This is a genomic window from Stieleria tagensis (genome assembly GCF_024129865.1).
GTDB lineage: Bacteria > Planctomycetota > Planctomycetia > Pirellulales > Pirellulaceae > Stieleria > Stieleria tagensis.
The window spans coordinates 152,836-177,025 of the sequence record NZ_JAMYFE010000018.1 but is presented as its reverse complement, the minus strand read 5'-3'; the positions used below and the strand labels follow the sequence as shown (position 1 = coordinate 177,025).

At 53.6% G+C, this 24,190-nt stretch carries 22 protein-coding genes and 1 pseudogene; 20 read left to right on the top strand and 3 right to left on the bottom strand.

Annotated elements, in window-relative coordinates:
* Positions 1 to 202 precede the first annotated feature (202 nt).
* A complete protein-coding gene (locus tag NHH03_RS03000) occupies positions 203 to 1,711 on the top strand; it encodes a Gfo/Idh/MocA family protein (protein ID WP_253154255.1) in 1,509 nt (502 codons plus the stop codon).
* Positions 1,712 to 1,887: 176 nt separating this feature from the next.
* Here NHH03_RS03000 and NHH03_RS02995 read toward each other — a convergent pair whose 3' ends face one another.
* From NHH03_RS02995 to rfbB, 3 genes are all read right to left on the bottom strand, one after another.
* Positions 1,888 to 2,661, bottom strand: a complete 774-nt coding sequence (locus tag NHH03_RS02995; RefSeq protein ID WP_253154254.1) for a sugar transferase — start codon at positions 2,659 to 2,661, stop codon at positions 1,888 to 1,890.
* A gap of 517 nt (positions 2,662 to 3,178) precedes the next feature.
* The gene (rfbA, locus tag NHH03_RS02990; protein ID WP_253154253.1) at positions 3,179 to 4,054 is read right to left on the bottom strand and encodes a glucose-1-phosphate thymidylyltransferase RfbA; all 876 of its coding nucleotides are present in this window, start codon (positions 4,052 to 4,054) and stop codon (positions 3,179 to 3,181) included.
* Between the two features lie 70 nt (positions 4,055 to 4,124).
* Positions 4,125 to 5,192, bottom strand: coding sequence for a dTDP-glucose 4,6-dehydratase (rfbB, locus tag NHH03_RS02985; RefSeq protein WP_253154252.1), 1,068 nt, complete (start codon positions 5,190 to 5,192; stop codon positions 4,125 to 4,127).
* A 234-nt stretch (positions 5,193 to 5,426) separates the two neighbouring features.
* On the opposite strand from rfbB, the gene NHH03_RS02980 reads away from it, so the two are divergent.
* From NHH03_RS02980 to NHH03_RS02895, 19 genes and pseudogenes are all read left to right on the top strand, one after another.
* Positions 5,427 to 6,317 (top strand): sugar nucleotide-binding protein, encoded by an 891-nt coding sequence (locus NHH03_RS02980; protein ID WP_253154251.1) that lies wholly within the window; start codon positions 5,427 to 5,429, stop codon positions 6,315 to 6,317.
* A gap of 368 nt (positions 6,318 to 6,685) precedes the next feature.
* Positions 6,686 to 7,126, top strand: coding sequence for a PEP-CTERM sorting domain-containing protein (locus tag NHH03_RS02975; protein WP_253154250.1), 441 nt, complete (start codon positions 6,686 to 6,688; stop codon positions 7,124 to 7,126).
* Positions 7,127 to 7,671: 545 nt separating this feature from the next.
* Positions 7,672 to 8,460, top strand: a complete 789-nt coding sequence (locus NHH03_RS02970) for a WecB/TagA/CpsF family glycosyltransferase (protein WP_253154249.1) — start codon at positions 7,672 to 7,674, stop codon at positions 8,458 to 8,460.
* Positions 8,460 to 9,860 (top strand): O-antigen ligase family protein, encoded by a 1,401-nt coding sequence (locus NHH03_RS02965; protein ID WP_253154248.1) that lies wholly within the window; start codon positions 8,460 to 8,462, stop codon positions 9,858 to 9,860. Before NHH03_RS02970 ends, NHH03_RS02965 begins: the two co-directional genes overlap by 1 nt.
* Positions 9,857 to 10,705 (top strand): ABC transporter permease, encoded by an 849-nt coding sequence (locus tag NHH03_RS02960; protein ID WP_253154247.1) that lies wholly within the window; start codon positions 9,857 to 9,859, stop codon positions 10,703 to 10,705. Before NHH03_RS02965 ends, NHH03_RS02960 begins: the two co-directional genes overlap by 4 nt.
* A gap of 25 nt (positions 10,706 to 10,730) precedes the next feature.
* Positions 10,731 to 11,972 (top strand): glycosyltransferase, encoded by a 1,242-nt coding sequence (locus tag NHH03_RS02955; RefSeq protein WP_253154246.1) that lies wholly within the window; start codon positions 10,731 to 10,733, stop codon positions 11,970 to 11,972.
* 91 nt (positions 11,973 to 12,063) lie between these two features.
* Positions 12,064 to 13,314 carry an ABC transporter ATP-binding protein gene (locus NHH03_RS02950; RefSeq protein ID WP_253154245.1) on the top strand — a complete coding sequence of 417 codons (1,251 nt, stop codon included), beginning with the start codon at positions 12,064 to 12,066 and terminating at the stop codon, positions 13,312 to 13,314.
* Between the two features lie 23 nt (positions 13,315 to 13,337).
* The gene (locus tag NHH03_RS02945; protein WP_253154244.1) at positions 13,338 to 14,180 is read left to right on the top strand and encodes an FAD-binding protein; all 843 of its coding nucleotides are present in this window, start codon (positions 13,338 to 13,340) and stop codon (positions 14,178 to 14,180) included.
* 33 nt (positions 14,181 to 14,213) lie between these two features.
* A pseudogene (locus tag NHH03_RS28315) lies at positions 14,214 to 14,468 on the top strand (hypothetical protein); the annotation flags it as partial.
* Positions 14,469 to 14,555: 87 nt separating this feature from the next.
* Positions 14,556 to 14,837: an acyltransferase gene (locus NHH03_RS28090; protein WP_315861419.1), complete on the top strand. Its 282-nt coding sequence runs from the start codon at positions 14,556 to 14,558 to the stop codon at positions 14,835 to 14,837.
* Positions 14,834 to 16,039 carry a polysaccharide pyruvyl transferase family protein gene (locus NHH03_RS02935; RefSeq protein WP_253154243.1) on the top strand — a complete coding sequence of 402 codons (1,206 nt, stop codon included), beginning with the start codon at positions 14,834 to 14,836 and terminating at the stop codon, positions 16,037 to 16,039. The genes NHH03_RS28090 and NHH03_RS02935 overlap by 4 nt, the downstream gene beginning before the upstream one ends.
* A gap of 4 nt (positions 16,040 to 16,043) precedes the next feature.
* Entirely contained in the window at positions 16,044 to 17,054 is a 1,011-nt protein-coding gene (locus NHH03_RS02930; RefSeq protein ID WP_253154242.1) for a glycosyltransferase family 2 protein, read from the top strand.
* Between the two features lie 2 nt (positions 17,055 to 17,056).
* Positions 17,057 to 17,965, top strand: a complete 909-nt coding sequence (locus NHH03_RS02925; RefSeq protein WP_253154241.1) for a hypothetical protein — start codon at positions 17,057 to 17,059, stop codon at positions 17,963 to 17,965.
* Positions 17,966 to 17,997: 32 nt separating this feature from the next.
* Positions 17,998 to 19,065 (top strand): glycosyltransferase family 4 protein, encoded by a 1,068-nt coding sequence (locus NHH03_RS02920; RefSeq protein WP_315861418.1) that lies wholly within the window; start codon positions 17,998 to 18,000, stop codon positions 19,063 to 19,065.
* Positions 19,066 to 19,077: 12 nt separating this feature from the next.
* Positions 19,078 to 20,109 (top strand): glycosyltransferase family 2 protein, encoded by a 1,032-nt coding sequence (locus NHH03_RS02915; protein WP_253154240.1) that lies wholly within the window; start codon positions 19,078 to 19,080, stop codon positions 20,107 to 20,109.
* Complete coding sequence (locus NHH03_RS02910) at positions 20,106 to 21,023, top strand: sulfotransferase domain-containing protein (protein ID WP_253154239.1); 918 nt, start codon at positions 20,106 to 20,108, stop codon at positions 21,021 to 21,023. Before NHH03_RS02915 ends, NHH03_RS02910 begins: the two co-directional genes overlap by 4 nt.
* Positions 21,020 to 21,967 carry a sulfotransferase family protein gene (locus NHH03_RS02905; protein WP_253154238.1) on the top strand — a complete coding sequence of 316 codons (948 nt, stop codon included), beginning with the start codon at positions 21,020 to 21,022 and terminating at the stop codon, positions 21,965 to 21,967. The genes NHH03_RS02910 and NHH03_RS02905 overlap by 4 nt, the downstream gene beginning before the upstream one ends.
* A gap of 3 nt (positions 21,968 to 21,970) precedes the next feature.
* Entirely contained in the window at positions 21,971 to 23,173 is a 1,203-nt protein-coding gene (locus NHH03_RS02900) for a glycosyltransferase (RefSeq protein WP_253154237.1), read from the top strand.
* Positions 23,163 to 24,188, top strand: coding sequence for a glycosyltransferase (locus NHH03_RS02895; protein WP_253154236.1), 1,026 nt, complete (start codon positions 23,163 to 23,165; stop codon positions 24,186 to 24,188). Before NHH03_RS02900 ends, NHH03_RS02895 begins: the two co-directional genes overlap by 11 nt.
* Positions 24,189 to 24,190 lie beyond the last annotated feature (2 nt).

Below are 24,190 nucleotides of genomic sequence, written 5' to 3'. Positions count from 1 at the left end.
AAGGCGCTTACCCTGCAACCCAACCAACGGTCCCCATTAAAACCCCCGTCGCGTTCAGCGTCAAACCCCGTTCGCTTGGGGTCTGTCCCCGGTGGGCACTACTTGGGGTCTGTCCCCGGTGGGCAATGGCTATGTTCGGTACCGAAATGTGCCATAATAGGGTGCTCTATTTCCCCGCCTCACTTCCAACCCCAAGTTCCCGATGCTAAACCGACGTCAGTTTTCACTCGCCAGCGCCGCTGGTATCGCTCTCAGCTCGTTACCACAACGGTCTTCTGCACAAAGCCCCAATGAGAAATTGGGCGTTTGCATTGCGGGGGTCAATGGTCGCGGCGGCGAACATATTCGTGGTTTCAATGTTGATCCGCGGACTGAGATTTTGGCGATCGTTGACATCGACGAAAGTGTCGGTCAGCGGCGTGCCGAAATGATCGAAAAGCTGCAGGGTCGAGCACCGATCGTGTTCAAAGACGTTCGCGAAGCCCTGGACAACAAGCAGATCGACATTCTGACCTGCGCGACCCCCAATCACTGGCACGCGCTGATGGGCGTCTGGGCGATGCAAGCTGGCAAAGATGTCTACATCGAAAAACCGATCAGCCACAACATTCACGAAGGCCGAGCGCTGGTCGAGGCGGCAAAGAAGTACGGCCGTATGTTCCAAACTGGCACGCAATCACGCAGCAGTACGGCTTGCCAAGAAATGGTGGAATTTCTGGCCGACGGTGGAATCGGCGACGTTAATTTCGCGCGTGGCCTGTGTTACAAGCGACGCAAATCAATCGGCGCGTTGGGCGATTATTCGATCCCCGACAACGTGGATTTCAATTTGTGGAGCGGGCCGGCGACTTACACCGATCCAAAATTAACACGACCGAAGTTTCATTACGATTGGCACTGGCAGCGACACTACGGAAACGGCGACTTGGGAAATCAAGGGCCACACCAAACCGATATCGCTCGTTGGGGATTAGGGCTGAACCGTCACCCGGAGTCAGTGATCAGCTACGGTGGACGTCTGGGCTACCAAGCTGAGCGTAAAGACGATAACTACGTCGATGCCGGCGATACCGCGAACACCGAAGTGTCGATCTACGACTATGGCGATAAATGCATCGTTTTCGAAACGCGTGGTCTGGATGTCACCGAATCTGCGGGTAAAGAAGTCGACGCGATGTTTGGTGAAGGCCCCGGAAACAAGATCGGGGTGATCTTTTATGGAACCGATGGCTACGTCGCGCAGACACGTTACGACTATTGCCGCGTGTTCGACAAAGACATGAATTTGACCAAAGAGTTCAAAGCCAAGGACGTGGGTGATGCTCATTTCGGCAACTTCATCGATGCCTGTGTCAGTCGGGACGGCAATCAATTGAACGCCGATGCAATGACCGGTCACCTTTCTGCCGGCGTCAGTCATCTGGGGAACATCTCGTACTACCTAGGTGAAAAGAACGTGACTCCGATCGACGAGCTCAAGAAGGTCGTCGCCGGAATCAAAAGCCTAGATGACAACGTAGTCACGCTTGAGCGAACGATCACCCACCTGCGATCCAACGGTGTGGATTTGGACAAGTACCCGATCGCACTGGGACCGCACCTCAAGTTTGACGGCGAAACAGAACGGTTCATTGGCAACGAGGAAGCCAATGCCATGTTGACTCGCGAATACCGCAAAGGATTCGAAGTCCCCGATGGTGCAAGCGTCTGATCAAGCGATCGAACACGATCATCAAACTTGAGATTTTAAAAAGCCACCCGCGAATCAATCGTGGGTGGCTTTTGTTTTCGCAGGGAGCTGCATTCGAGTGTTGACGATTGGTTTCAGCTTTCGAAGCGTAACTTCAATCGTTCACCAGGCTAATTGAGGGGCCACTGCGCCGGCTCTCAGCAAGCGCCTCGTGCTTTGATTAACGCTGGGAACGTCATTGCAATCAGCCACAGGTCCACGATGAAAGAACATTCGGCAACGTAGCGACAATCAAGTTCGAATTGTTGATCGAACCCCAGTTCGCCACGGCCGCTGACTTGCCAAAAACAGGTCAATCCCGGCTTGGCGGCCAAACGAACCATGTGCGGGGCGTCGTAGCGAGCCACCTCTTTTGGCAGCGCCGGACGCGGCCCCACCAGGCTCATTTCACCACGCAGCACATTCCACAATTGTGGCAATTCGTCGATGCTGGTCCGGCGCATGAACTGGCCGATGATTGGAATCACACGCGGGTCATTGCGCATTTTGAAGGTGACTGAATCACCATGCTCATTTTGTTCACGCAGCGCATCGAGCTGTTGCTCGGCGTTGCGTGTCATGGTCCGAAATTTATAGATCGTGAATTCCGATCCGTTCAGACCGACTCGCGTTTGGCGAAAGATGATCGGCCGACCATCTTTTAACAGCACTGCAATCGCCGCCAGCAAAAAGATTGGCGACAACACAATGATGCCCACGATCGAGCCGACTACATCGGTGACACGTTTCATCATGCGATACACAGGAGAGTGAACCGCGGGACAGGCAAGCAGATCAAAGATACTGCCATAACTGTCACCGACAATCACCGAACTGCGGTCACCTGGTAAGGTGATCGATCCCCCCGCTACACTCACCGCTTCAGAAACCGCTCCACCCTGCTGCCGGCGATCCGTCACATCCACACTCATATCGGAGTCTCCCTTTTGACTCGAGCGAATTCTGATTCGACGTCTGCATGAAGCACAACGTCGTTCGGTCGCGAGGATTCTAATGATCACCAGGATTGGAGCAACTGAACATGTGCGTCCTTCGATGAAGAGCAATGCGCGTAAACGCTTCTTCAATAAGTGACAGTTGATGTGCCGCGCCGTAACAGTTGTTAATGGGGCGCCGAATCACATCATGCGTGATCGCGTTCACGGAAACTTCTTTAGAAACATCTGCAATGACATTTGGTTGCAAATCAAAATCACGCTCTCGCGACACAGAGATGCAAGCATGCGAATAGACGAGCGATGATCACGCGCAATCAAGTTGCTCGGGGGGCGAGAGAACACCAACCGTTTCAGCAGTGTGGACGATCGAGGCAGTCAACACACTCGACCGCGGCGCTTCCAGTGATGGGCGCAGTTGGATTCAAATCGACTGCCAGCTACGACAGTGTCAGTGGTCCTTGTTACGACAGTGATTGTTGCGATCGAGCGTTTAGTTGCGATCGAGCAAGTCGCGTAGATAGTCGCCGTAGTCGTTGGGAAATCGATCGGCCAAAGCTTCTAGTTGGACGTCGTCAATCCAGCGGTTGCGCCAGGCGATTTCTTCTGGGCAGGCGATCTTTAACCCTTGGCGATTCTCGATGGCTTCGACAAAGTCAGAGGCCTGCAACCAGGACTGGTGAGTGCCAGTGTCCAACCAGGCAAAACCCCGTCCGAGCAGTTTGACGTGCAATGAGTCGTCGTCCAGGTAGACGCGGTTTAGATCTGAAATTTCCAACTCCCCGCGGGGCGATGGTTGCAATGATTTGGCGATTTCGCAAACGCGTTCGTCGTAGAAATACAGTCCCGTAACGGCGATATTGCTTTTCGGATGCTCGGGTTTTTCCTCGATGCTGACAGCTTTTTGCGCTTCATCAATTTCGACAACGCCATAGCGTTGCGGATCGCCGACGGGGTATCCAAACACCGTCGCGCCATTGCTGCGGTTCTTGGCTTCTAGCAGCATCTCGGAAAAGCCAGTGCCATAGAACAGGTTATCGCCCAGTATCAAGGCACTGGCTTGGCCGTTCAAGAACGTTTCGCCGATCAAGAACGCTTGGGCGAGGCCTTCGGGTTTTGGCTGGACTTCGTACTGGATCGTGATGCCCCATTGAGAACCATCACCGAGCAACCGTTCAAACATCCCGATGTCATCGGGCGTCGAGATGATCAGGATCTCACGAATGCCCGCCAGCATCAGGGTGGATAGCGGGTAGTAGATCATCGGTTTGTCGTAAATTGGGAGCAACTGCTTGCTGATCGCAAGCGTCGCTGGATACAGGCGGGTTCCTTTTCCACCCGCCAAAATGATTCCCTTGTTAACCGGCACGCAATTCACCTTGGTCGAAGAACAATGAAGACGGATGAGTAAGTTGTGGTGGACGCCGCACCCTTGATGATCAAGTGGTTGGCGCAGTCGAACGCACGCCAATCCGGCGGTACTCGCCGTTGCGCACTCGTTGAACCCAACTCTGGTGGTCCAAGTACCAGCGTATTGTTTCTTCCAACGCTTGCTCGAACGAGTGTTTTGGTTCCCACCCCAGTTCGTTTTTGATTTTCGAAAAATCAATCGCGTAGCGTTTGTCGTGTCCTGGTCGATCGGCTACGCGCTGGATCAACTGTTTCAGCGGTCGGGATTGACAGGGGGCCTGCAAGCGGTCCAAGCAGTCACAGATGGCGTGCACAATTTCCAAGTTGGTGCGTTCGCAATCACCACCGATGTTGTAGGTCTGGCCACAGGTTCCGCTGCGTAACACCAGTTCGATTGCATCGCAGTGATCGTCCACGTACAACCAATCGCGGACTTGTTGTCCATCGCCGTAGATCGGCAATGGTTTGCCATCCAAGGCGTTCATGATCATCACCGGAATCAGTTTTTCCGGGAACTGATAGGGACCAAAATTATTGGAACAGTTGGTGATCAGCGTCGGCAATCCATAGGTGTGATGATAGGCGTTGACGAAGTGATCGCTGGACGCCTTTGACGCGCTGTAGGGGCTGTTTGGAGAGTACGCAGTGGATTCGGTGAACTTTCCTTGTGGGCCGAGCGATCCAAAAACTTCGTCTGTCGAGACGTGCAGAAAACGGAACGCATCACGGCGGTTACCTTCCAAGGCATCCCAGTACTGAAGGGCCGCGTGCAACATTTTGAACGTTCCCAAAACGTTGGTCACCACAAACGCCTCCGGCGAATCGATACTGCGATCGACGTGGCTTTCTGCAGCCAAATTGATCACAGCGTCAATCTGATGCTCGTTGAGAAGCTTTGCTACCAAGTGCTCGTCGCCGATGTCACCCTGAACAAAAACTACCCTTTCCGAACCGAGTTCCTGTTGGATCGATTCTAGATTTCCGGCGTACGTCAAACTGTCCAACACGACGAAGCGATGTTCCAAACGATGGTGCAACCGTCGTAGCAGTGCGCCGCCGATAAATCCCGCTCCGCCGGTGATTAGCCAAGTCTTCATCTTCGATTCCCGAAAGCGACATCAAACCAATTGCACGATGTCTGAAACAATGAAACGGCCAGCGAGTGTGGCCTAAGCGTACGTTCTTTGATACCGCCCGAGTAGGTACGGGCAAGACAAAAATTGTGGATGGTTGACGGTCCACACTCTGGAATCAAACGGACAAACCATCAATGATGTGGGCGAAAGCGTTGGGACTCTTTCTTTCCATCAACTCACTTGGGCAAACGTCGAATGATTATTTTACTAGGCGCAAGCGGATACGTCGGCCGGGCCATCGCCGGGGCGCTGCGCGACGCCAACGTACCGTTTGCCGGTCATGGACGGTCCACCGTCGATTTGGCGAACACCGATGCAATCGAAGCAATGTTGAAAGAAACCGAAGCCGATTTCGTGATCAACTGCGCCGGCTTCACCGGGAAACCAAATGTCGATGTCTGTGAGGTTCGAAAAACAGAATCGCTTGACGGCAATGCGGTCTTGCCCGGCCGAATTCGTCAAGCCTGTGAGCGGGTGGGGATCCCGTTCGGCCATGTATCTAGTGGATGTATTTTCACTGGTTCGCGGCCCGATGGCAGCGGATTCAACGAACAAGATCCGCCGAATTTTTCTTTTCGCACCAACAATTGCAGCTTCTATTCAGGCACCAAAGCGCTGGGTGAAGAATTGCTGGCTGATTGTGATTCGTGCTACGTTTGGCGACTGCGAATCCCCTTCAACCAAGTGGATTCACCCCGCAATTACCTGACTAAATTGATGAGCTATCCACGGTTGTTGCAAGCCACCAACAGCCTGACTCAGTTGGACGAATTCGCTCGAGTTTGTGTGCAATCTTGGCAAAATAGAATTCCATTTGGCACTTACAATGTCGTCAATTCGGGCAGCATCACGACTCAACAAGTGACGGAATTGATCCGCGATCATTTGGCTCCTGAACGCACCTTCGACTTCTTTGATAGCACGGAAGAGTTCATGCAATTGGCTGCGGTTGCGCCACGTTCGAATTGCATTTTGGACAATTCAAAATTGCTTGCGACCGGAATTGAAATGTCGACTGTCGAAGACGCGATTGTTGGCGCGCTGACCAATTGGCAGCCGCAGCAATCCGTTGCAGCACAGGTTTGATGCAAGTGTGCAGTCAAGCGACGGTGGAGTTGCCGGGCCGCTGCAGCCGGTCTGAGCTGATGACAGTCCATCGACGTGAGAAAAGAACTGAAAGTGTCAGCAATCACAGCTCAGATTTTTGATTTATTGCTGCAAGTCGTTTTGCTAATCGCGTCTTGTCGCCCGTTAGCGGTCGTTACGGGGACGCCGTGGCACCTGCAAGACCGCGTGTTACGGCTGTGCAGCTTGTGTGGTTGCAAGCCACTCCATACTATCTGGCCAGTATTTCCTGCTTCCACTTCTCAAATCTCTGGAGGGATTAGATGAGGAAATTCGTACTCGGGTTATCAATGTTGGTAACCCTCGCGATAGCCACGACTGCATCGGCGATGCCGGTTGTTGTGGGTACCGCAGCAGATAAAGCGAACGTGCTTGGCTTCCTGAACTTTGACTTCACCGGCGTATCGCCAGTGACCATTGACTCCGGAACGCTGACCATCAGTTCGTCGGTAATGGGCACTCCCACCGTGGTATCGGAAGAGGTCGATTTCGGCGCTCCCACCGCGACGGGGACTTTGGACCCAACCAGCGGCCAACCCCCCTTCACGTATGTCTTTGACATCGTGGGTGGATTGATCTCCGCGACGTCAGGCGGGATGTTCCAGCTGGACGCTGTTGGCGCAGCCGGGCAAACCTATCTGGCAATCATCACGGTTCCAGAATCTGGTGGCGGTGGCGGTTCAGTCGTTCCCGAACCCGGCACACTATCCATGCTCGCCTTGGGCGGTTTGGTTGGTTGTTGCGGGCTCGTCCGACGCCGACGCAATTAGAACTTTAACCACTGTTCACAGTGCGTTGATTGAATCTTGTCGAGACTGGCCCTGTTGGGGTCAGTCTCTTTTTTTGACTTATCGCTTGGTGGTTGGGAAGCATATCCCCCCACAACCAGCGCTGGTCACTGCGGTGCATCGGCATTCCCAAGTGTCGCGGAGTCAGCACGTTGGATGCGGTGTTGATAGCACAACTCCAAGGGCGTTGATCTGTTGATTAGTGTCTGTGAACGTTGATCTAGCGCACCGCATTTTGAAAGGCTTAGTGGACGAATTCGTAGTTGTGGACGATGCCCAGTTCGCTTCCTACATTTACCGACGATGCGATGAATGCGAGTGTCGAAACGACCCGGCAAGCGATTCATCAGGGGGGCATCGCTCCCACATCAGAAACCAATCCACGTTGCGCTTCTGGGGACCCATGCGGTCACCCAAGCGGACGAAGTCCAGACCCACAGACCCAATCGATTACTAGCACACCCGTTCAAGACGATGCGCGACTGAAAAGTCACACGCTGTGGTCAATCCCGATCGATGCCGTGACAATGCCTCAAGCCGTCTCACGAATTTTGGGTTGGGTTTACGATTCCAATGCCTGTTGTCGAATCGTGGTCACTCCCAATGTGGATCATGTGGTGCAACTTCATCTCCGTCCGGAGTTGAAGGAGATTTATCGGGCAGCCGACATGACGCTTGCTGATGGATGGCCGTTGGTGTCGATGTCACGCTTGTTCGGCCGACCGCTACCAGAACGCGTGGCCGGTTCGGACTTGCTGCCGGAGTTGTGTCAGGCGTGTGCGGTCAGCGGTTCACCGTTGCGGTTGTTTCTGTTGGGTGGCATGCCAGGCGTCGCTGAGCGGGCAAAGGTGGCAATTGAGTCGAAGTGGACCAACGTCAGCGTCGTCGGCCATTGCAGCCCGCCATTGGGATTTGAAGGTGACGCGGCGATCAATCGTTCGATCTGTGATCAAATCAACGATGCCCAGGCGGATCTTTTAATTGTCGGCCTTGGGTTTCCCAAACAAGAACTTTGGATGGCCGCGCACCGGTCTGAACTGAAGGTGCCCGTGGCATTGGGGTTGGGCGCGACGATTGATTTCTTGGCCGGCGAACAAGTTCGCGCGCCACGCTGGATGCAGCGATCGAAACTGGAGTGGTTGCATCGATTGGCGTCCAACCCGCGTCGTTTGGTAGCCCGCTATGCGACCGATGCGATTTACTTTCCCTGGATTTGCTGGGGCCAGTGGCGGGATCTGAAACGGGAATCGTCGCCGTCCCAACAGCAAGTTGGCGGCCCGCAACAAGATCCAGTCCAGCAACGAGGTAGCGTGTAGTGCCTGCGTTGATCCCGGTCGCACTGTTCGGTTGGATTCCAATCGTGCTGCTGATGTTTCTGTTGTTGCGTCCGCGACTGGCGACGGGAATCGCGTTTGCCGCCGGTTGGTGTTTTCTGCCGATGGCGACCTACGAGTTGCCGGGCCTGCCGGACTATTCCAAAACATTTGCCACGTCCGTTGGCGCGCTGCTGGGGTTGATCGCGTTTCATCCGCAGATGTTGTTTCGGCTACGATTTAGCTGGATGGACCTGCCGATTTCGGTTTGGTGTCTGTGTCCGTTTTTCAGCAGTTTGACAAACGGTCTGGGGCCCTATGACGGACTTGCGACGGTCGTGAATCAATCGATCAGTTGGGGATTGCCCTACTTGATCGGACGGGCGGTTTATCGAACGCCGCAGGACTTGGTGTCTTTGGCAATCGCAATTTTGATTTGCGGCATCTTGTATGTGCCGTTGTGTTTGTGGGAGATCCGGATGAGCCCCCATCTTCACCACAACATCTACGGGTTCCATCAACACAGTTTTGGCCAAGCCAAGCGATTCGGGGGCTGGCGTCCGACCGTGTTCATGCAACATGGTTTACAAGTTGCGCTGTGGATGGCCAGTTGCTTTGTGCTGGCGTTTGCCGGTTGGTACTGCGGGCGCATCCGTCGCTGGCGTGGCTACCCGACGTGGCCGGTTTTGTTGGCATTGGGATTCACACTGATGCTAAGCAAGTCGTTTGGCGCATGGCTGTTGGCTTTTGCAGCGCTGGGAACGTTGCTGATCATGTCGGTTTCGCGAAAGCCCTGGCCGCTGCTGCTAATGGTGTTGATGGTGCCGAGCTATTTCGTTGCTCGAACAACCGGTTTGTTTTCCGGTCGTGCGTTGGTCTCGTTTGTCGAAAACAATCTCAGCGCCGAAAAAGCGTCGTCGTTGGAGTTTCGGCTGGACAATGAAGACCTGTTGATCGAACACGCTTGGAAGCAACCGATTTTTGGCTGGGCCGGCTGGGGGCGCAACCGTGTTCGCGACGAAGCGGGGAACAACCAAACGGTCACGGACGGTTTGTGGATCATCACGTTTGGAATCAACGGTTGGGTCGGGCTGATCAGTCTGTATACCGCCCTGTTATGGGGGCCGTATCGGATGATTCGTCGGTCGTCTCCCAAGTATTGGCGCAAGCAACCGGAGTTGGCGGTCGCGGTGGGGTTGGCGACCGTCTGCATCATCAACACGATTGATTCATTGCCCAACGCAATGGTGATCCCGGTGTTTGTTACCGCCACCGGTGCGGTCACATCGGCCGCATTGTATTCAACCAAACGGCGTCGGCAGTTGGTCGCCAGCACACATTCCTCTCAGGCACCCAGCCCACAAGCTTCGATTCACCACGCGTACCCGAACAATCAAACGTGAGCACTCTTAAACGAATCTATTCACCTGAACCCGCGCTTCAGCATCCATCGATTTTGCTGGGTGATTTGATGGCCGATGTGGTGACCGGTCGTGAATTGGCATGGCGTCTGTTCATGCGTGATTTGAAAGCCCAGTACCGGCAAACCTATTTTGGCTATCTGTGGGCGTTTCTGCCCCCGTTGGTCGCCTCGCTGACGTTTATCTTTTTGCAAAGTCAAGGGATTACGAAAATCGAAGGAACGGGGATTCCATACGCCGCCTTCGCGATGATGGGAACGCTGTTGTGGCAAACCTTTGTCGAATCGATGCAAAGTCCCCTGGCAGCAGTGACCAAGGCCAAGCCAATGTTGGCCAAGATCAATTTTCCACGTGAAGCCATTTTGATGGCCGGCATGTACATGGTCGGCTTCAACTTTCTAATCCGATTGGTTTTGCTGTTCCTGGTGATGGCGGTGTGGAAGGTGGTCCCCACTGCGACGTTGTTGTTGTTTCCATTGCCGATGTTGGGATTGCTGATGGCAGGATTCTGTATCGGTCTGGCATTGGTTCCGGTGGGCGGTCTGTACGGGGACGTGGTCAAAGCGATTCCCATCGTCGCACAATTTTGGATGCTACTGACGCCGGTGGTCTATCCGGCACGTTCGAGCGGACTGGCGGGTGTGTTGGCGACCTGGAACCCGATCTCGCCGCTGATCACAACCGCCCGCGGTTGTCTAACCGGTCAACCGCTGGACCAACTGTTCGAGGCGATCGTTGTCACTTTGCTGTCGATTGTCGTTTCATTGATCGGGTTAATTGCGTTCCGCTTGATCATGCCGCACCTGATCGAACGGATGGGTGGTTAGTCAGCTGGTCCACGCGTCAGAAACCATGAAATCGATTTGTCATCTGTCGACTCGCGATGGTGGCGGTGGCGCTGCATTGGCGACCTACCGACTGCACCGTGGTATCCAACAGCACGGATGGAAGTCAACGATGCTGGTAGCCAAAGGTCCTTGCGAGGACACCACGGTCCAGCGTGTCCACCCGCAACGAAAATCACTGATCCGCCGCGTGATCTCGCGAATCCCTGGGTGTCGGCGGAAACCAGACCCCACGAAGACGTTTAACGTCACCCAAACGACCTCCTTTGAATTCTGTTCGTTACCAAAGTCGCCTTACACCAATTTGAGCGAATACATCGATCCCGATGTGGATCTGGTCCAATTGAATTGGGTCGCGGACTTGTTGGATTGGCAGTCGTTCTTCAAACAAGTTCGTTGGCCGCTTGTTTGGCGATTGGCGGATATGAATCCTTTCACCGGTGTCTGCCATTATTCAGTTGACTGTCGGCGGTTCGCCACGGGATGTAGTCAGTGCCCCCAATTGTTAGATCCTGGGTCCGGCAAAGCGGCTGAATCGCTTCGCATCAAACACGAGGCGTTAGCGCAGATACCCGACGACCAGATGACCGTTGTCACGCAAAGTCAATGGATGCGAGAACTGGTGTCGGAAAGTGTCCTGCGGCGATTCAAGCAAGTCACCATTTCCAACGGCGTGGACAAAAGTGTCTACCGCCCGCTGGATCGAATGCAGATGCGACAGAAACTGGGGATTGAAACGACGAAACCGATTGCGATGCTGTGTGGATTGGGGAAATCCGATCGGGGTGGCGTGAATCGATTGCTGAAGGAAATTGAACATCGTCTAGGTGATTCGATTTACCTGCTGTTGGTCGGTCGATCCACGATCGCCAAGCCGACGTTTACCGATTCGACAGTCACCGCTTCGATTCCCCAAGATCAACTTCCAATGTGGTATTCAGCAGCAGACGTGTTATTGTTTCCGTCACTGCAGGACAACTGCCCGAATGTGGTGCTGGAATCCCAGGCATGCGGATTACCCGTGTTGGCATTTGACGGAAGTGGAACGAGTGAATTGATCCGTGAAGGTGTCAACGGATGGCTCGCGCCATGTGGGGATTTTGCTGAATTCTGCACGCGCCTCGAAACGCTTCTTTCGACCGGTGATCTGGCGCGTGTTCGTCAGCGTCCTGATGAAATTTGTCGATCTGCACGCGACTATTCGGAGATGCTGTCTGACTATCTCGCCCTGTACGACACATTGGTTTGATCCCAATGCAGAACGAAATTGACCACCTGTCGACGGCGTTTCGCCTTGCTAGTTTGAGACCTTGTTTTTCAAGAAGTTGCCAACGATGCCAATGACCATTGCCCCTACAACGGAACGCACTTCAATCATGCCGATTGACCCGCCGCAGGAAGATCCGCTGGTGGTTGTCAGCAATGTGAAAAAGAAGTTCTGCCGCAGTTTGAAAAAAAGTCTGTGGTATGGAATGCAGGACATTGCGCATGAACTCAACCCATTTAGCCGGCGAACCGACCGCGCCGACCATTCATTTGTTGCCGAAGACAGCGATTTGCGTGCGGACGAATTCTGGGCGGTCAACGACGTTTCATTCGAACTCCGACGTGGCGAATGTTTGGGACTGATCGGCCACAATGGCGCCGGTAAAACGACGTTGCTAAAGATGTTAAACGGGTTGATCAAGCCCGATAGTGGCCGCATCGAGATGACCGGTCGCGTTGGCGCCCTGATCGCTTTGGGGGCCGGTTTCAATCCGATTCTCAGCGGGCGCGAAAACATCCATGTCAACGCTTCGGTGTTGGGTCTGAAGAAGGATGAAATCGAAGACAAGATGGAGGAGATCATCGATTTTGCAGAGATCGGCGAATTTATCGATGCTCCCGTACAAAGCTACAGCAGCGGGATGCAGGTGCGTCTTGGATTCGCGATTGCAACCACTGTTAAACCCGACATCCTAATTCTGGACGAGGTGTTGGCCGTTGGTGATGCAGCGTTCCGTGCCAAATGTGAGTTGGCGATTAGCGAGTTGATGGATGACGCCGCGGTGATACTCGTTTCTCACAATGCGTTGCATATTCGCCGCCTGTGCAATCGCGTGTTGTGGTTGCGAAGAGGCCAGACCGAGGGCCTGGGACCGACCGACGACTACTTGGATCGGTACGGAACATCCCTCAGCGAGGAGAAGAAAATTGAACAAACCCTCGTCTATTCTGATAGCGTGCGGCGAGTGGATCTAATCGATTCCCAGGTCCCAAACCAATTCAATCAGCCGTTGAAATTGCAGATCAAGATTGACGCGGCGGAAGAGATTGCGATCAATAACATCGTGATCGGTATTCATGAAGTTGGCGTTCGGCAAGTCGCTCAGTCCGCTATGAAGGTTGACTATCGTGTGGTGGGCGAGCGGATTTTGAACTTTGAAACCGAAGGAATTCGATTGAAGGACGGAAACTATTCGGTGACCATCGCAATGTATGGCGAGCAGTTTTCTGAATTGCATGCTCGCTGGGTAGGGGTGCTTGGATTCAAGCTTGAATCAGGAATCTACGGCGGCACTCCCTACCACTTTGAATCGGTTGTTCATTGATTTGGGGGGATTCGTTAACTTTTATGCAACATCTCAAATCCCAACAGCTGAAAGATTATACGACGTTGAAGGTCGGTGGCACGGCCGACAATCTGTTCATCCCATCCAACCTGGATGAACTGAAGGAGTTGGTCGGCGAGCACCAACGCAAGGGCTATCACTTACTGGGCAATGGGTCCAATATCTTCGTTGCCAGCCGTCGAATTCGTAAGCCGGTGATCTTGATCGGGCAAGCGCTTCAATCGATCGAAATCGATCAGACATCGGGAGTGGTGCGTGCTAATGCGGGCGCGGACATCCGCAAAATGATCACCGACAGTACACGCTGTGGTTTGCGAGCCCCTGTTGAACTGTTGACGATTCCGGCAACCGTTGGTGGCGCACTGTTTATGAATGCGGGCCGCAGCACGCTTAAGACCACGATCTCCGACCACCTGCATTCGGTCGAGGTGTTTGACGGGCGGAATACTTTCACATTGGACAAACAGCAGTGTGAATTTGGGCATCGTCATTCGCTGTTTCACCGGCGCCGTGATTGGACGATCCTGTCGGCTGAATTTCGATACCAGTCGATGCCGTCATCGGAGTTGCAAGCCATTCGCAGGTCGTCACTGGATGCTGCGAAAGACAAATGTTATCGACGGCACGCGAGTGCGGGCACAGTGTTCAAAATCTGTGATGATCGGCTGATCAAAAGAATGCGCGGTCGGCGCTTTTCAGATGCAGCATTTTCCGAATCGACGACCAACTGCATCTTGAACTACGGCTCGGCCAAACCGTGGCAAATCAGAGCTTTGATATCACTCGCGATCGCGTCCCATTGGATTCGTCGCAAGTCAATTCATTTGGAGTTGGAAATTTGGTAGTCACAAACTCACTGCAGAACGCTACCTGAAGTCATGTGGAACTACATCGATGGTGGCAACATCATGCCGGAAGATGGAAGTTTGCGGCAGCGACTGGCATTGTGGTTTGGACGCAAAATGGCGGTGCGCTATCCGCGAGTTGAAGTTCCCAAAAGTTGCAAAATACATCCGCAATCACGTTTTCATCCTCGTCAGGGTCGGATTGTGCTTGGAGAACGTTGTCAGATTGCACCCGGTGCCGCGATTCAGGGCAGCGTGACGATTGGCGACGATTGCTCGATCCAAATGAACTCAATCGTTGTCGGCTATGGATCCAAAACAGATCCAAACGGTCAGATCGAAATTGGAAATGACGTTCGCATTGCTGCACAGGTCATGATCATTGCCGCCAACCATGTTTTTGCCCAACGAGATATGCCGATCCGCAAACAGGGATTGGACCGTCGTGACATTCGAATTGAAGATGATGTTTGGATTGGTGGTGGCGTTTCAATTGCCGCTGGCGTTTCGATTGGAAAGGGTTCGGTGATTGGCGCTCGATCGGTTGTTACACGCGATATTCCACCTTATTCAGTGGCCGTTGGTGCGCCAGCGCGACGCATTGGTGAGCGTGGAGAGACGGTACTCAGTTACGCAATGTTAAACGAATCTAAATGACTAAAATCGGTGTCGTAACGTACCATTACGGTTACAACGAAGGGACGCTATTGCAGGCCTATTCGACCCAGCAACTGTTGGCTCGACATTGTCCCAGTGCAACGGTGCAGTTGGTGGATTGGCGTTGTGCGTCCAAAGAACCCCGCGTGTTCCCAGCGGCCACCGATGACCGTCAACGGGCTATGCGAGCCTTCTTTGACGAAAAACTCGTCCTCAGCGAACAGACACTGTACGACAGTGACCCTGATCTTGTGTTCCGCAAGCTCAAAGGCCAGTTTGATCTGCTCGTTTTAGGAAGTGATGAACTTTGGCGGCTGGATTATTGTCGGGGTCGCAAGTGGCGGATTCCGCGGTTGGTGCAGACCAACGTGATGGCGCCGCCATTTCCGAATGTGTATTGGGCCGATGCTCGAAAGGTCGGCTGCCCCTGTGTTTCTCTGGCATCGAGTATCAGTGAACGAAACCAACTGCAGTTGGTACCACGACGACACCGCTCTCAAATGCGGCATGCCCTCAAGAACTTGAGTGTATTGTCGGTACGCGATTCTCGCAGCCAAGACTTTGTCCGCCAGATTGTTGGAGACAGCACCAAAATTCAATGGTTGCCCGACCCAACGTTTGCGTTACAGTTCGACCGCAAGAGGAAAGCGGCTGATCTGAGGGCCGAAATTGCGCGTCATGCGCCGAATTCGGAGAGGCCGATTGCGTTGGTGATCTCTCACAGCGAATCTGACGCACTTGCCCAAACCGTCCGGATGTGCCGTGATCGGGGGATGCAAACTGTGGGACTGACGCATGCTCAGGCGGATTTGGATGTCGATCTGTCGAAGCAATTCATTGACCCGCTGACCTGGGCCGCTGCACCTGCGATCGCTGACGTCGTGATCACGGATCGATTTCACGGAGCATTATTCTCGCTTCAAGCTGGGACGCCCATCATTGCATTGGATTATCGGCCGCAGCGAAATGGTAGTGAATCGAAACTGGCGGATTTGTGTCGCCGGTTCGATGTAATGGATCGATGCCATCAGATTGCCCATTTCAATTCAGAAACCGAGGCTGTGATCCAGCGGCAACTGACCGGTGATGATTGGGACCGAACCAGGATTGATGAAGTGGTCAGAGAGTTCGGCACAAGATTGGATGAATTTGTTCGCACCCAAATTCTAACATTGTTGCCGGTAGCTCAATGCAATGCATGACACCATGAAACCACTCGAAGAAATCTTTCACCAATTGCCCGAGCCCCCGGAAGGCAAAACAGGTTGGCCGTGGACGTTGGATTCCGATGTTCCGCATCCGCCAACTTCGGCACTCGACGAACTGCCATCGATTTCCATCGTGACTCCTTCGTTTAACCAAGGCCGTTACATCGAAGAAACCATTCGAAGTGTTTTGCTACAAGGATATCCGAAACTGCAATTCATCGTCATCGACGGTGGCAGCACCGATCAAACGGTTGAAATCCTGCAAAAATATGGTTCCTGGATCGACTATTGGGTTAGTGAGTCTGACGAAGGCCAGTCCGATGCGATCAACAAAGGGTTTGCAAGGTGCAGCGGAGATGTCATCAATTGGCTTTGCAGCGACGATTCGTTGACACCCAACGCCGCATGGCACGTTGGGATTGCGATGCGTGATCCAACGGTAGATGTACTGTTAGGTGATTGCAAAAAGATCTTGATTTATGACGATGGTCATAGCGAACCAAAGCTTCATCAGCACACCGATGAAACGTTCGACCGGTTGCCTTATGACAACCAAATTGCGCAACCAAGTTGTTTTTACCGACGCAGCCTGATTTCCAGATCGCCAGCCGTTGATCGATCCCTGTACTACTGTATGGATCGTGAACTGTGGTGTTATTTGGCTGGCCAGTCGAAGCACTGGAAAGTCATCCACGAGGTGCTGAGCGTTTATCCACACTGGCCGGAATCGAAAACCGAGACGCGAGGCCGAGAGGCGGTGTTTGAGCACATTCGTGTGGCACGCCGCTATGGGTCAGCCCCTGTCTCGCTCTTGTACCTGCACGCCCTGACACGTTGGCCGGCGCAACGTCTGATCCACTGGACCGAGTCTGGTCGTGTGGCAAGGGCCAGCCGTTGGTATCTGAAAAATGTCTCACGCGTGCTGGCGAAAATCTACGGTATTCGTAGCGCTCACGCCCTCAGTTGGTGGGGCGGGATTTCATTCAAAAGCCGGCGACAACTGAAATAGTCATGGCAAAATACGTCTATATTTCAAGCGACTGGGACGACGGTTGGTACGTCGATCAAACGGCCGTGGCTTGGCTTTCGGTCCGGAAGATCGATCCAACAGCCCGGTGTGTCGTATTAACCGATGCCAAGACTGCGGAAATGGCACCGAAATCGATCCAACGCCTGCAATCCACCGGTGCCACGGTGCAGATTGAATCGACTGATTTGCCGACAGCAGTCGCGACCAGTCGCTTCTTAAAGACAGGTGTGGTGGGGCTGGTCGAGCCACCGTTTTGGACGCTCGACAGTGACACGTTGATGCTACGACCACTCGGTGAGGTGCGACTGGATCAAGGGCAAGCCATTGCCGCTGTTCATGATCGCAATCATAAATCGGGTGACCTGATCCGTCCGGAAGATGCGTTGTCCGCCATTGACCGGACGTCGTTCGATCAGATGCCACGCCACTATTACAACAGTGGCGTGATCTATTGGTCGTCAAATTCCATGGCAACGGAAATTGGGAATCGTTGGCATCATGATTGGATGGCCCAGTATCAGGCAACCGGTGAGCATCGGGACCAATACACATTTAATTTGTGTCTGGCTGATATGAACGATCCAGTGTGCTTGCTCGATCCGACGTTCAACAGTTTGGCAATCAACCAAGACAACTTTCGTGTTGACACAAAAATCTTGCACTTCTATGCGTCGTTGGCCAAGCGATCGAGTCGTTCGGTGATGAATGCACTGACCGAAACGTTCCGGCAGACCGGCAAGCTAGACGATTCCATTTTGCTGACGGCTACAAAGTCGCACTTGGTATGGGCGAGTGGAGTGCGGTGGGAGCTGGCGCGTCGAAATTGGCGTGGACTGGCCAAGGAATTGCAACGCAAGTATCTGCAGTCAACAGCTGCGACGTCCAACTAATCAGATCGCTTTAGCACGACAAAAATTTCGAAATGCGGATCACGTTTCTTTCTCCTCCACCGAATATGTCTGGTGGCGAACGCGTCGTTGCGATCTACACGCGCGAGTTGATTCGCATGGGGCATGATGTTGAAATCGTATGTTCTCAGCCGCGAACCTATTCGGCAATTGCGAAGATCAAATCAGTTGTTCGCGGGCGTGGGATTCCAGGTCGCAAGTCTGGGATGAATTCGCATTACTGCAATTACGATGTCCCCTTTCGAGTGGTCGATCATCAGGGGGATTTGACTGCCGCAGACGTTCCCGATGCCGATGTTTTGATTCCTACGTTTTGGACCACCGCACACTGGGCGGCCACCATGCCGCCACAAAAAGGGGCACGCGTCTATTTTCTGCAGGACTATGGCATCCCCGGTCAAACCTGGGAGCAAATTCAACCGACTCTTTCCATCTGTCCGCATATCATCACGCTGTGTGACTGGTTGGCCGAAGAAACGCGGCGTCGCTGTGATTCATCCCAGATCTCGATCGTCCGAAACGCTGTCGACTTGGATCATTTTGTGATGGGGGATGTCCAGCGGATTCCTAATCGGTTTGGAATGGTCTACCGAAGTGCGCCCAGCAAAGGTTGTAAAGACGCGTTTCTTGCGCTTGCCAAAGCTGCTGAGCAAACGTCGATTGAACTGCTGACGTTTGGACAACAGCCGTCTCGTGCTGAACGAGAACTGTTTGACAATGTGCAAGTCTTGGGAAGAGTTCCCGAGTCGGAATTGCCGGAAGTGTACGGTTCCTGTCGTGGCTGGATTTTCCCTAGCCGGTTGGAAGGATTTGGGTTGCCGATCTTGGAGGCGATGGCGTGTCACACGCCAGTGATCGGAACGACGGCGGGAGCCGGTCGCGATTTGATCAGCCAAGGCGGTGGCATTCTGGTACCCGTTGCGGACATTGATGCAACGGCGGATGCCATTGTGCGGATGAGCACGATGGACGATGCCGCCTGGAAAAAACTTTCGTCCGTCGCATATCAAACTGCGAGTGGCTACAGCTGGCAAGACGCTGCGACTCGGTTCGAGTCAGTCCTGTTGGCAGCCGCGGTCTGAGACCAAACTGTAATGACAAATCAATCTCTACCTACCGTCGCTGACCAAGTTGACGTTGCAGCCGATGATTCGGTCGCTTCTCAGACTCGGCTAGCGATTGTGATTTTGAACTATCGAACGCCCGCGTTGACCATTGATGCGCTGACGTCGATCGCCAGTGGTCAGGATTTGAATGACGTACAAGTGGTTGTCGTTGACAATCGCTCGGAAGACGGATCGGGCCAGCAGATTCAAACGGCGATCGAGCAAAACGAGTGGAATGATTGGTGCCGACTGGTCCAATCCCCAACCAACGATGGATTTTCTGCTGGCAACAACGTCGGTGTCCGAGCGGTGCACGCAGACGCCTATCTGCTGCTTAACAGTGACACCATTGTTCGTCCCGGTGCACTGGATCGTTTGCAAGCAGAGATGGATCGCAATCCAGATGTCGGTATGTTTTCGCCACGTTTGGAGTGGCTCGATGGAACTGCGCAAGTCAGTTGTTTCCGGTTCTTTCGGCCTGCGACCGAATTGGTCAGGTGTGCGGCGACGGGCTTTGTCACACGGCTGTTCAATTGGGCAGATGTGGCTTGGCAGACAAACGCTGACGGCGGACACGATCGTTGCTCACCGGATTGGACCAGTTTTGCCTGTGTACTGATTCGTCGCGAAGTGTTTGAGACCGTTGGATTAATGGACGACGGCTACTTCATGTATTACGACGACATTGATTTTTGCCAAACTGCAAATCAAAACGGAATTGTACTGTTGCATTGCCCCCAGGCCAGGGTCGTTCACTTGCGGGGCGGATCGTCAGCGGTGAAACAGCTGAAAGCGAAACGGAAACGCCGTCCACGCTATTACTTTGCCGCACGCAGTCGCTACTACGCAAAACACTTTGGGGGTCTGGGATTGCTGTTGGCGAATCTGTTCTGGTCGTTTGGGTTTGTCATTTCAGGGACGCGACATCTGATCACTGGACGGCCACCGAGACATTGCCAACATGAATGGCGTGACATTTGGACCAATTTCTTCCGTCCACTCTCGGGACCAAACCGATGAATCGAACGCCGGACTTTATCATCATCGGCGGCATGAAGTGCATGACCAGCACTCTGCATGAACAGTTGGCGGCGCAGCAGGGGTTCTGCATGTCGAATCCCAAGGAACCGTTTTACTTTAGTGATGATGCGGTCTATCAGCGCGGTCCGCAGTGGTATGCATCGATCTGGGAGGATCCCGCACCTGGTGACCTGTGCGGTGAATCATCCACTCACTACAGCAAACTGCCGACGTACCCTGACACGGTCCAGCGGATGGTGGATGCGGTTGCGGATGTGAAATTGATTTATGTGATGCGTCATCCGATTGATCGACTGGTTTCGCAGTACGTACACGAATGGTCGATGGGACTTGTGACGGATCCGATCGATCGAGCAATTGAAACGCTACCAATTTTGGTCGAGTACAGTCGCTATGCGATGCAACTGCAGCCCTACTTGAATGCATTCCCGCGTCAAAATCTCTTGCCGGTTTTTTTTGATCGTTTACGCAAACATCCCCAATCGGAACTGGAACGCATTGGCCGGTTTCTTGGTTCTGACCAAGTGCCGATCTGGCAACCTGAACTCGGGGCACAAAACATCGGAGCCCAACGGATGCGGACAAGTGTTTGGCGGGATCGAATTGCCTATGCACCAGGGATCAGTACTCTGCGCCGCGTCTGTGTCCCAAAATCCGTTCGCAACAGGGTGAAATCGTTCTGGCAAATGCAGAAACAGCCTACGTTGTCGGAGGAATCGATCACTTCGTTGACGAAGGTGTTTGATACAGACCTGGAACGACTGTCACGATTATTGGATTTGCCCGAGACGTTGTCCTGTGCCACGTTCAAACAAACAGTGGACTGGGATTTGTCCACTGTTCCGCCAGCGGAAACATCGCGTTGCTCGATGACGAGCGAGGTATCCGAATGAGTTCACCACAGCCTTTTTTTGTGGTTGGGTCAGTGCGTTCCGGTACGACATTGCTGAGGTTGATGCTGGACCACCACCCCCAAATCTGTTGTTTCGGCGAGTTCGAATATTCCATCGACCTGCTGAATGAACCCGATCAGTGGCCGACGGGACAACGCTATGCGGAGTGGTTGGCGGACGAGCGACGGTTTCAATCGAATCGATTGTCGGCCGATCCAAATTCCGACTACCAGACGATTGCAAAGGGAATGTTTACCGAGATGACTGGTCGCTGCGGCAAACAGTTGGTCGCCGCGGGAGCTTCGGTTCACCGTCACTTTGATCGGCTACAGCGTTTGTGGCCGAATGCAAAGTATGTCTACCTTTATCGCGACGGACGTGACGTTGCTCGGTCTTGCATGGCGATGGGATGGGCCGGAAACGTTTGGGCAGGCGCACGCTACTGGGAAGAAGCCGAGGACACGTGGGCGAAACTGAAAGGTACGATCCCTGCTGACCGTTGGATCGAAGTGCGGAACGAAGACTTGGTGACCGATACCGAGCATCAGCTGGATCGCATTTGCCAGTTGGTTGGCACCGATTTTGATCCAGCGATGCTGACCTATCCAGAAACGACGACCTATTCGTTGCCAGATCGGTCGCTGTTGGAACAGTGGCGTCGCAAGCTATCTCGACGCGAGCTGCAGCAATTGGAAACGCGGATCGGCGACCGATTGAAAGAACGCGGATACGCCGACAGCGACGTTCCGCCCAAACCAATTGGGCCACTGACAACGGCGCAGTTGAAGCTGCAAAACACGATTGGTAAACATCAGTTTCGCATCCACCGATTTGGAATGCGGCTTTGGGCGCAGGAACTGGCGGCTCGCAAACTGGGACTGCGTTCATTAGAGCGATCTGCAAAGCGGCAGACGCGGCAAATCGCGATCAAGCACCTGAAGTAATTGATGCGCATCGGAATCTTACTGACCGAATTCCCCAACCAGACCTCTGTTGCAATGTGGCGGGTTGCTGTCGCAATGCGGCAACTTGGAAACAAGGTGTTCCTGGTTTCGACGCGCGCGAATTCGAACCCCGAAACGTTTCGAGATACCTTTGGCGCCGACATCGACAATGTTTTCAATGCTTGGCCGCCGAACGTGGCTGCGTCATTGATTTGGATGTTGGCGCGACCTATCAAGTCCCTGCGCTGCTGGGGCTACATTCTGTCGCTTCACAGCGAAACGATTTCCGGGAAACTTAAATTGCTGGCAGTGATGTTGGGCAGTGCTTCGTTGGCACGCTATTGCCAACGCAACAGGATTCAGCATTTGTTAGTTCACTCGATGGCAAACGCGGCCCACTTGGTCTCGATGGCAAAATTGTTAGGCGGTTGTCCCTTCAGTTTGCGTCTGGGGGGAGACCTAGAAGTTTACGGTGGTGATCACAAACAAAAGGTCCGTCAGGCGAGCTTGATCGTTGCTGCGGCGGAAAACAATCGTCAGCAGGTGATCGCGGAATTAGGTGTTGATCCGGCGCGAGTGATTCAGTCCTCGTTGGGCGTTGACACGGAAACGTTCATTCCCATTGTCTCTGATAGAGATCCTCAGCAGCCCATCCGCTTGGTCACCGTTGCTCGATTGAACAAGAACAAAGGACATCAATACGCGATTCAGGCGGTGCGAGAGTTGACCGATCGTGGTGTTGCCTGTCATTACACGATTGTCGGACAGGGACCTTACCGCGAGTCCATTCAAACACAAATCGCAGAACTCGGACTACAGGATTCGATCACCTTGGCGGGAGTGGCAGACCAGGCTGCGGTAATCGGACAGTTGCAATCCGCTGATATTTTTCTATTGCCAAGTGTCGGGCTGGGCGAAGCCACGCCGGTTTCAGTCCTCGAAGCAATGGCGTGTGGATTGCCGGCGATCGTTTCGCGGATTGGCGGAACACCACAAATGATCAATGACTGGGTCGACGGAGTTTTGGTGGACCAAGCGGATGCGAGTCAGATCGCTGATGCGGTGCAGCGGTTGGAGATGGATTCCCCGTTGTATTCAAGCGTGGCGATGGCGGCCAGGCAAAAGGCGGTTGATACGTACGACTGCAAACAAGTCGCTGCAACGTTGTTGGCGTCAATTAAGTCGATCGGTCACGATGGCGAATGAAGTACATCATCCAATGAATTTAGGGATTGTTGCAATCGCGAGAAACGAAGGCGACCGATTACGTCGTTGCCTGAATTCGTTGTTGGATGAAGTCGAATCCGATCGGATTGTTTACGTCGACTCGGGATCGACTGACGGCAGCGTGGAGCTGGCGGAGCAGTTGGGTGTTGATGTCGTGAAACTGGATTTGTCGATCCCATTCACCGCCGCCAGGGCCCGCAACGCTGGGTTTGCGCGGTTGACGCAGCTGCACCCCGAATTGGAATTTGTGCAGTTTTTGGATGGTGATTGTCGTCTTCAGCCGGGCTGGTTGGATGCCGCCTGCTGTGCGATGGAGTCCAACCAAAAACTGGCAGCGGTCTGTGGAAGGCGTCGCGAATCGGCGCCGGAGGATTCGATCTATAACGCGTTGATCGATCGTGAGTGGAATTCTCCCATTGGAATTGCTCGTTCCTGTGGCGGCGATGCGCTTTTCCGTCGGGTTCCTCTAGAGGCCTGCGGCGGATTCAATGAGAGCATCATTGCCGGTGAAGAGCCCGAGTTGTGTTACCGGCTCCGCCAGCGTGACTGGCAAATCGAACGGATTGATTGTGAAATGACGTTGCATGACGCGGATCTACAATCGTTTGCCCAATGGTGGAGTCGTGCCAAGCGGTACGGGCATGCAGCGTTTGAAGGTGCGTGGCGATACGGTGCGACGCCGGAAAAATTCATGCGACGACAAGTTCGCGGGATCGTGTTGTGGGGTGGTGTGGTTTGGATTGCTGCGGCGTTTCTGTCGGTGTTGTTTTGGCCCTGGGGACTACTGGCGTGGGGCATCTTTCCGATTCAAGTGGCGCGGCATTCTATTAAGTTCCAACAGCACGGAGATCGCTGGGGTTTCGCGTTTCGTCGTTCCCTACTGCAATTGGTCTGCAAGCCTGCGGAGTTAGCCGGTGGCATTCGATTTTTGTCCAATCGTCTGTTGGGGCGGTCCAATACGTTGATTGAGTACAAAAGTAGCCCCGCTAGCTAAAT

Bases quoted from the DNA above. Each gene is read 5' to 3' on its own strand.
- NHH03_RS03000 (WP_253154255.1), top strand. From the start codon at position 203: ATGCTAAACCGACGTCAGTTTTCACTCGCCAGCGCCGCTGGTATCGCT.
- NHH03_RS02995 (WP_253154254.1), bottom strand. From the start codon at position 2,661: ATGAGTGTGGATGTGACGGATCGCCGGCAGCAGGGTGGAGCGGTTTCT.
- rfbB (WP_253154252.1), bottom strand. From the start codon at position 5,192: ATGAAGACTTGGCTAATCACCGGCGGAGCGGGATTTATCGGCGGCGCA.
- NHH03_RS02980 (WP_253154251.1), top strand. From the start codon at position 5,427: ATGATTATTTTACTAGGCGCAAGCGGATACGTCGGCCGGGCCATCGCC.
- NHH03_RS02975 (WP_253154250.1), top strand. From the start codon at position 6,686: ATGCCGGTTGTTGTGGGTACCGCAGCAGATAAAGCGAACGTGCTTGGC.
- NHH03_RS02970 (WP_253154249.1), top strand. From the start codon at position 7,672: ATGCCTCAAGCCGTCTCACGAATTTTGGGTTGGGTTTACGATTCCAAT.
- NHH03_RS02955 (WP_253154246.1), top strand. From the start codon at position 10,731: ATGAAATCGATTTGTCATCTGTCGACTCGCGATGGTGGCGGTGGCGCT.
- NHH03_RS02950 (WP_253154245.1), top strand. From the start codon at position 12,064: ATGACCATTGCCCCTACAACGGAACGCACTTCAATCATGCCGATTGAC.
- NHH03_RS02945 (WP_253154244.1), top strand. From the start codon at position 13,338: ATGCAACATCTCAAATCCCAACAGCTGAAAGATTATACGACGTTGAAG.
- NHH03_RS28090 (WP_315861419.1), top strand. From the start codon at position 14,556: ATGATCATTGCCGCCAACCATGTTTTTGCCCAACGAGATATGCCGATC.
- NHH03_RS02935 (WP_253154243.1), top strand. From the start codon at position 14,834: ATGACTAAAATCGGTGTCGTAACGTACCATTACGGTTACAACGAAGGG.
- NHH03_RS02930 (WP_253154242.1), top strand. From the start codon at position 16,044: ATGAAACCACTCGAAGAAATCTTTCACCAATTGCCCGAGCCCCCGGAA.
- NHH03_RS02925 (WP_253154241.1), top strand. From the start codon at position 17,057: ATGGCAAAATACGTCTATATTTCAAGCGACTGGGACGACGGTTGGTAC.
- NHH03_RS02920 (WP_315861418.1), top strand. From the start codon at position 17,998: ATGCGGATCACGTTTCTTTCTCCTCCACCGAATATGTCTGGTGGCGAA.
- NHH03_RS02915 (WP_253154240.1), top strand. From the start codon at position 19,078: ATGACAAATCAATCTCTACCTACCGTCGCTGACCAAGTTGACGTTGCA.
- NHH03_RS02910 (WP_253154239.1), top strand. From the start codon at position 20,106: ATGAATCGAACGCCGGACTTTATCATCATCGGCGGCATGAAGTGCATG.
- NHH03_RS02905 (WP_253154238.1), top strand. From the start codon at position 21,020: ATGAGTTCACCACAGCCTTTTTTTGTGGTTGGGTCAGTGCGTTCCGGT.
- NHH03_RS02900 (WP_253154237.1), top strand. From the start codon at position 21,971: ATGCGCATCGGAATCTTACTGACCGAATTCCCCAACCAGACCTCTGTT.
- NHH03_RS02895 (WP_253154236.1), top strand. From the start codon at position 23,163: ATGGCGAATGAAGTACATCATCCAATGAATTTAGGGATTGTTGCAATC.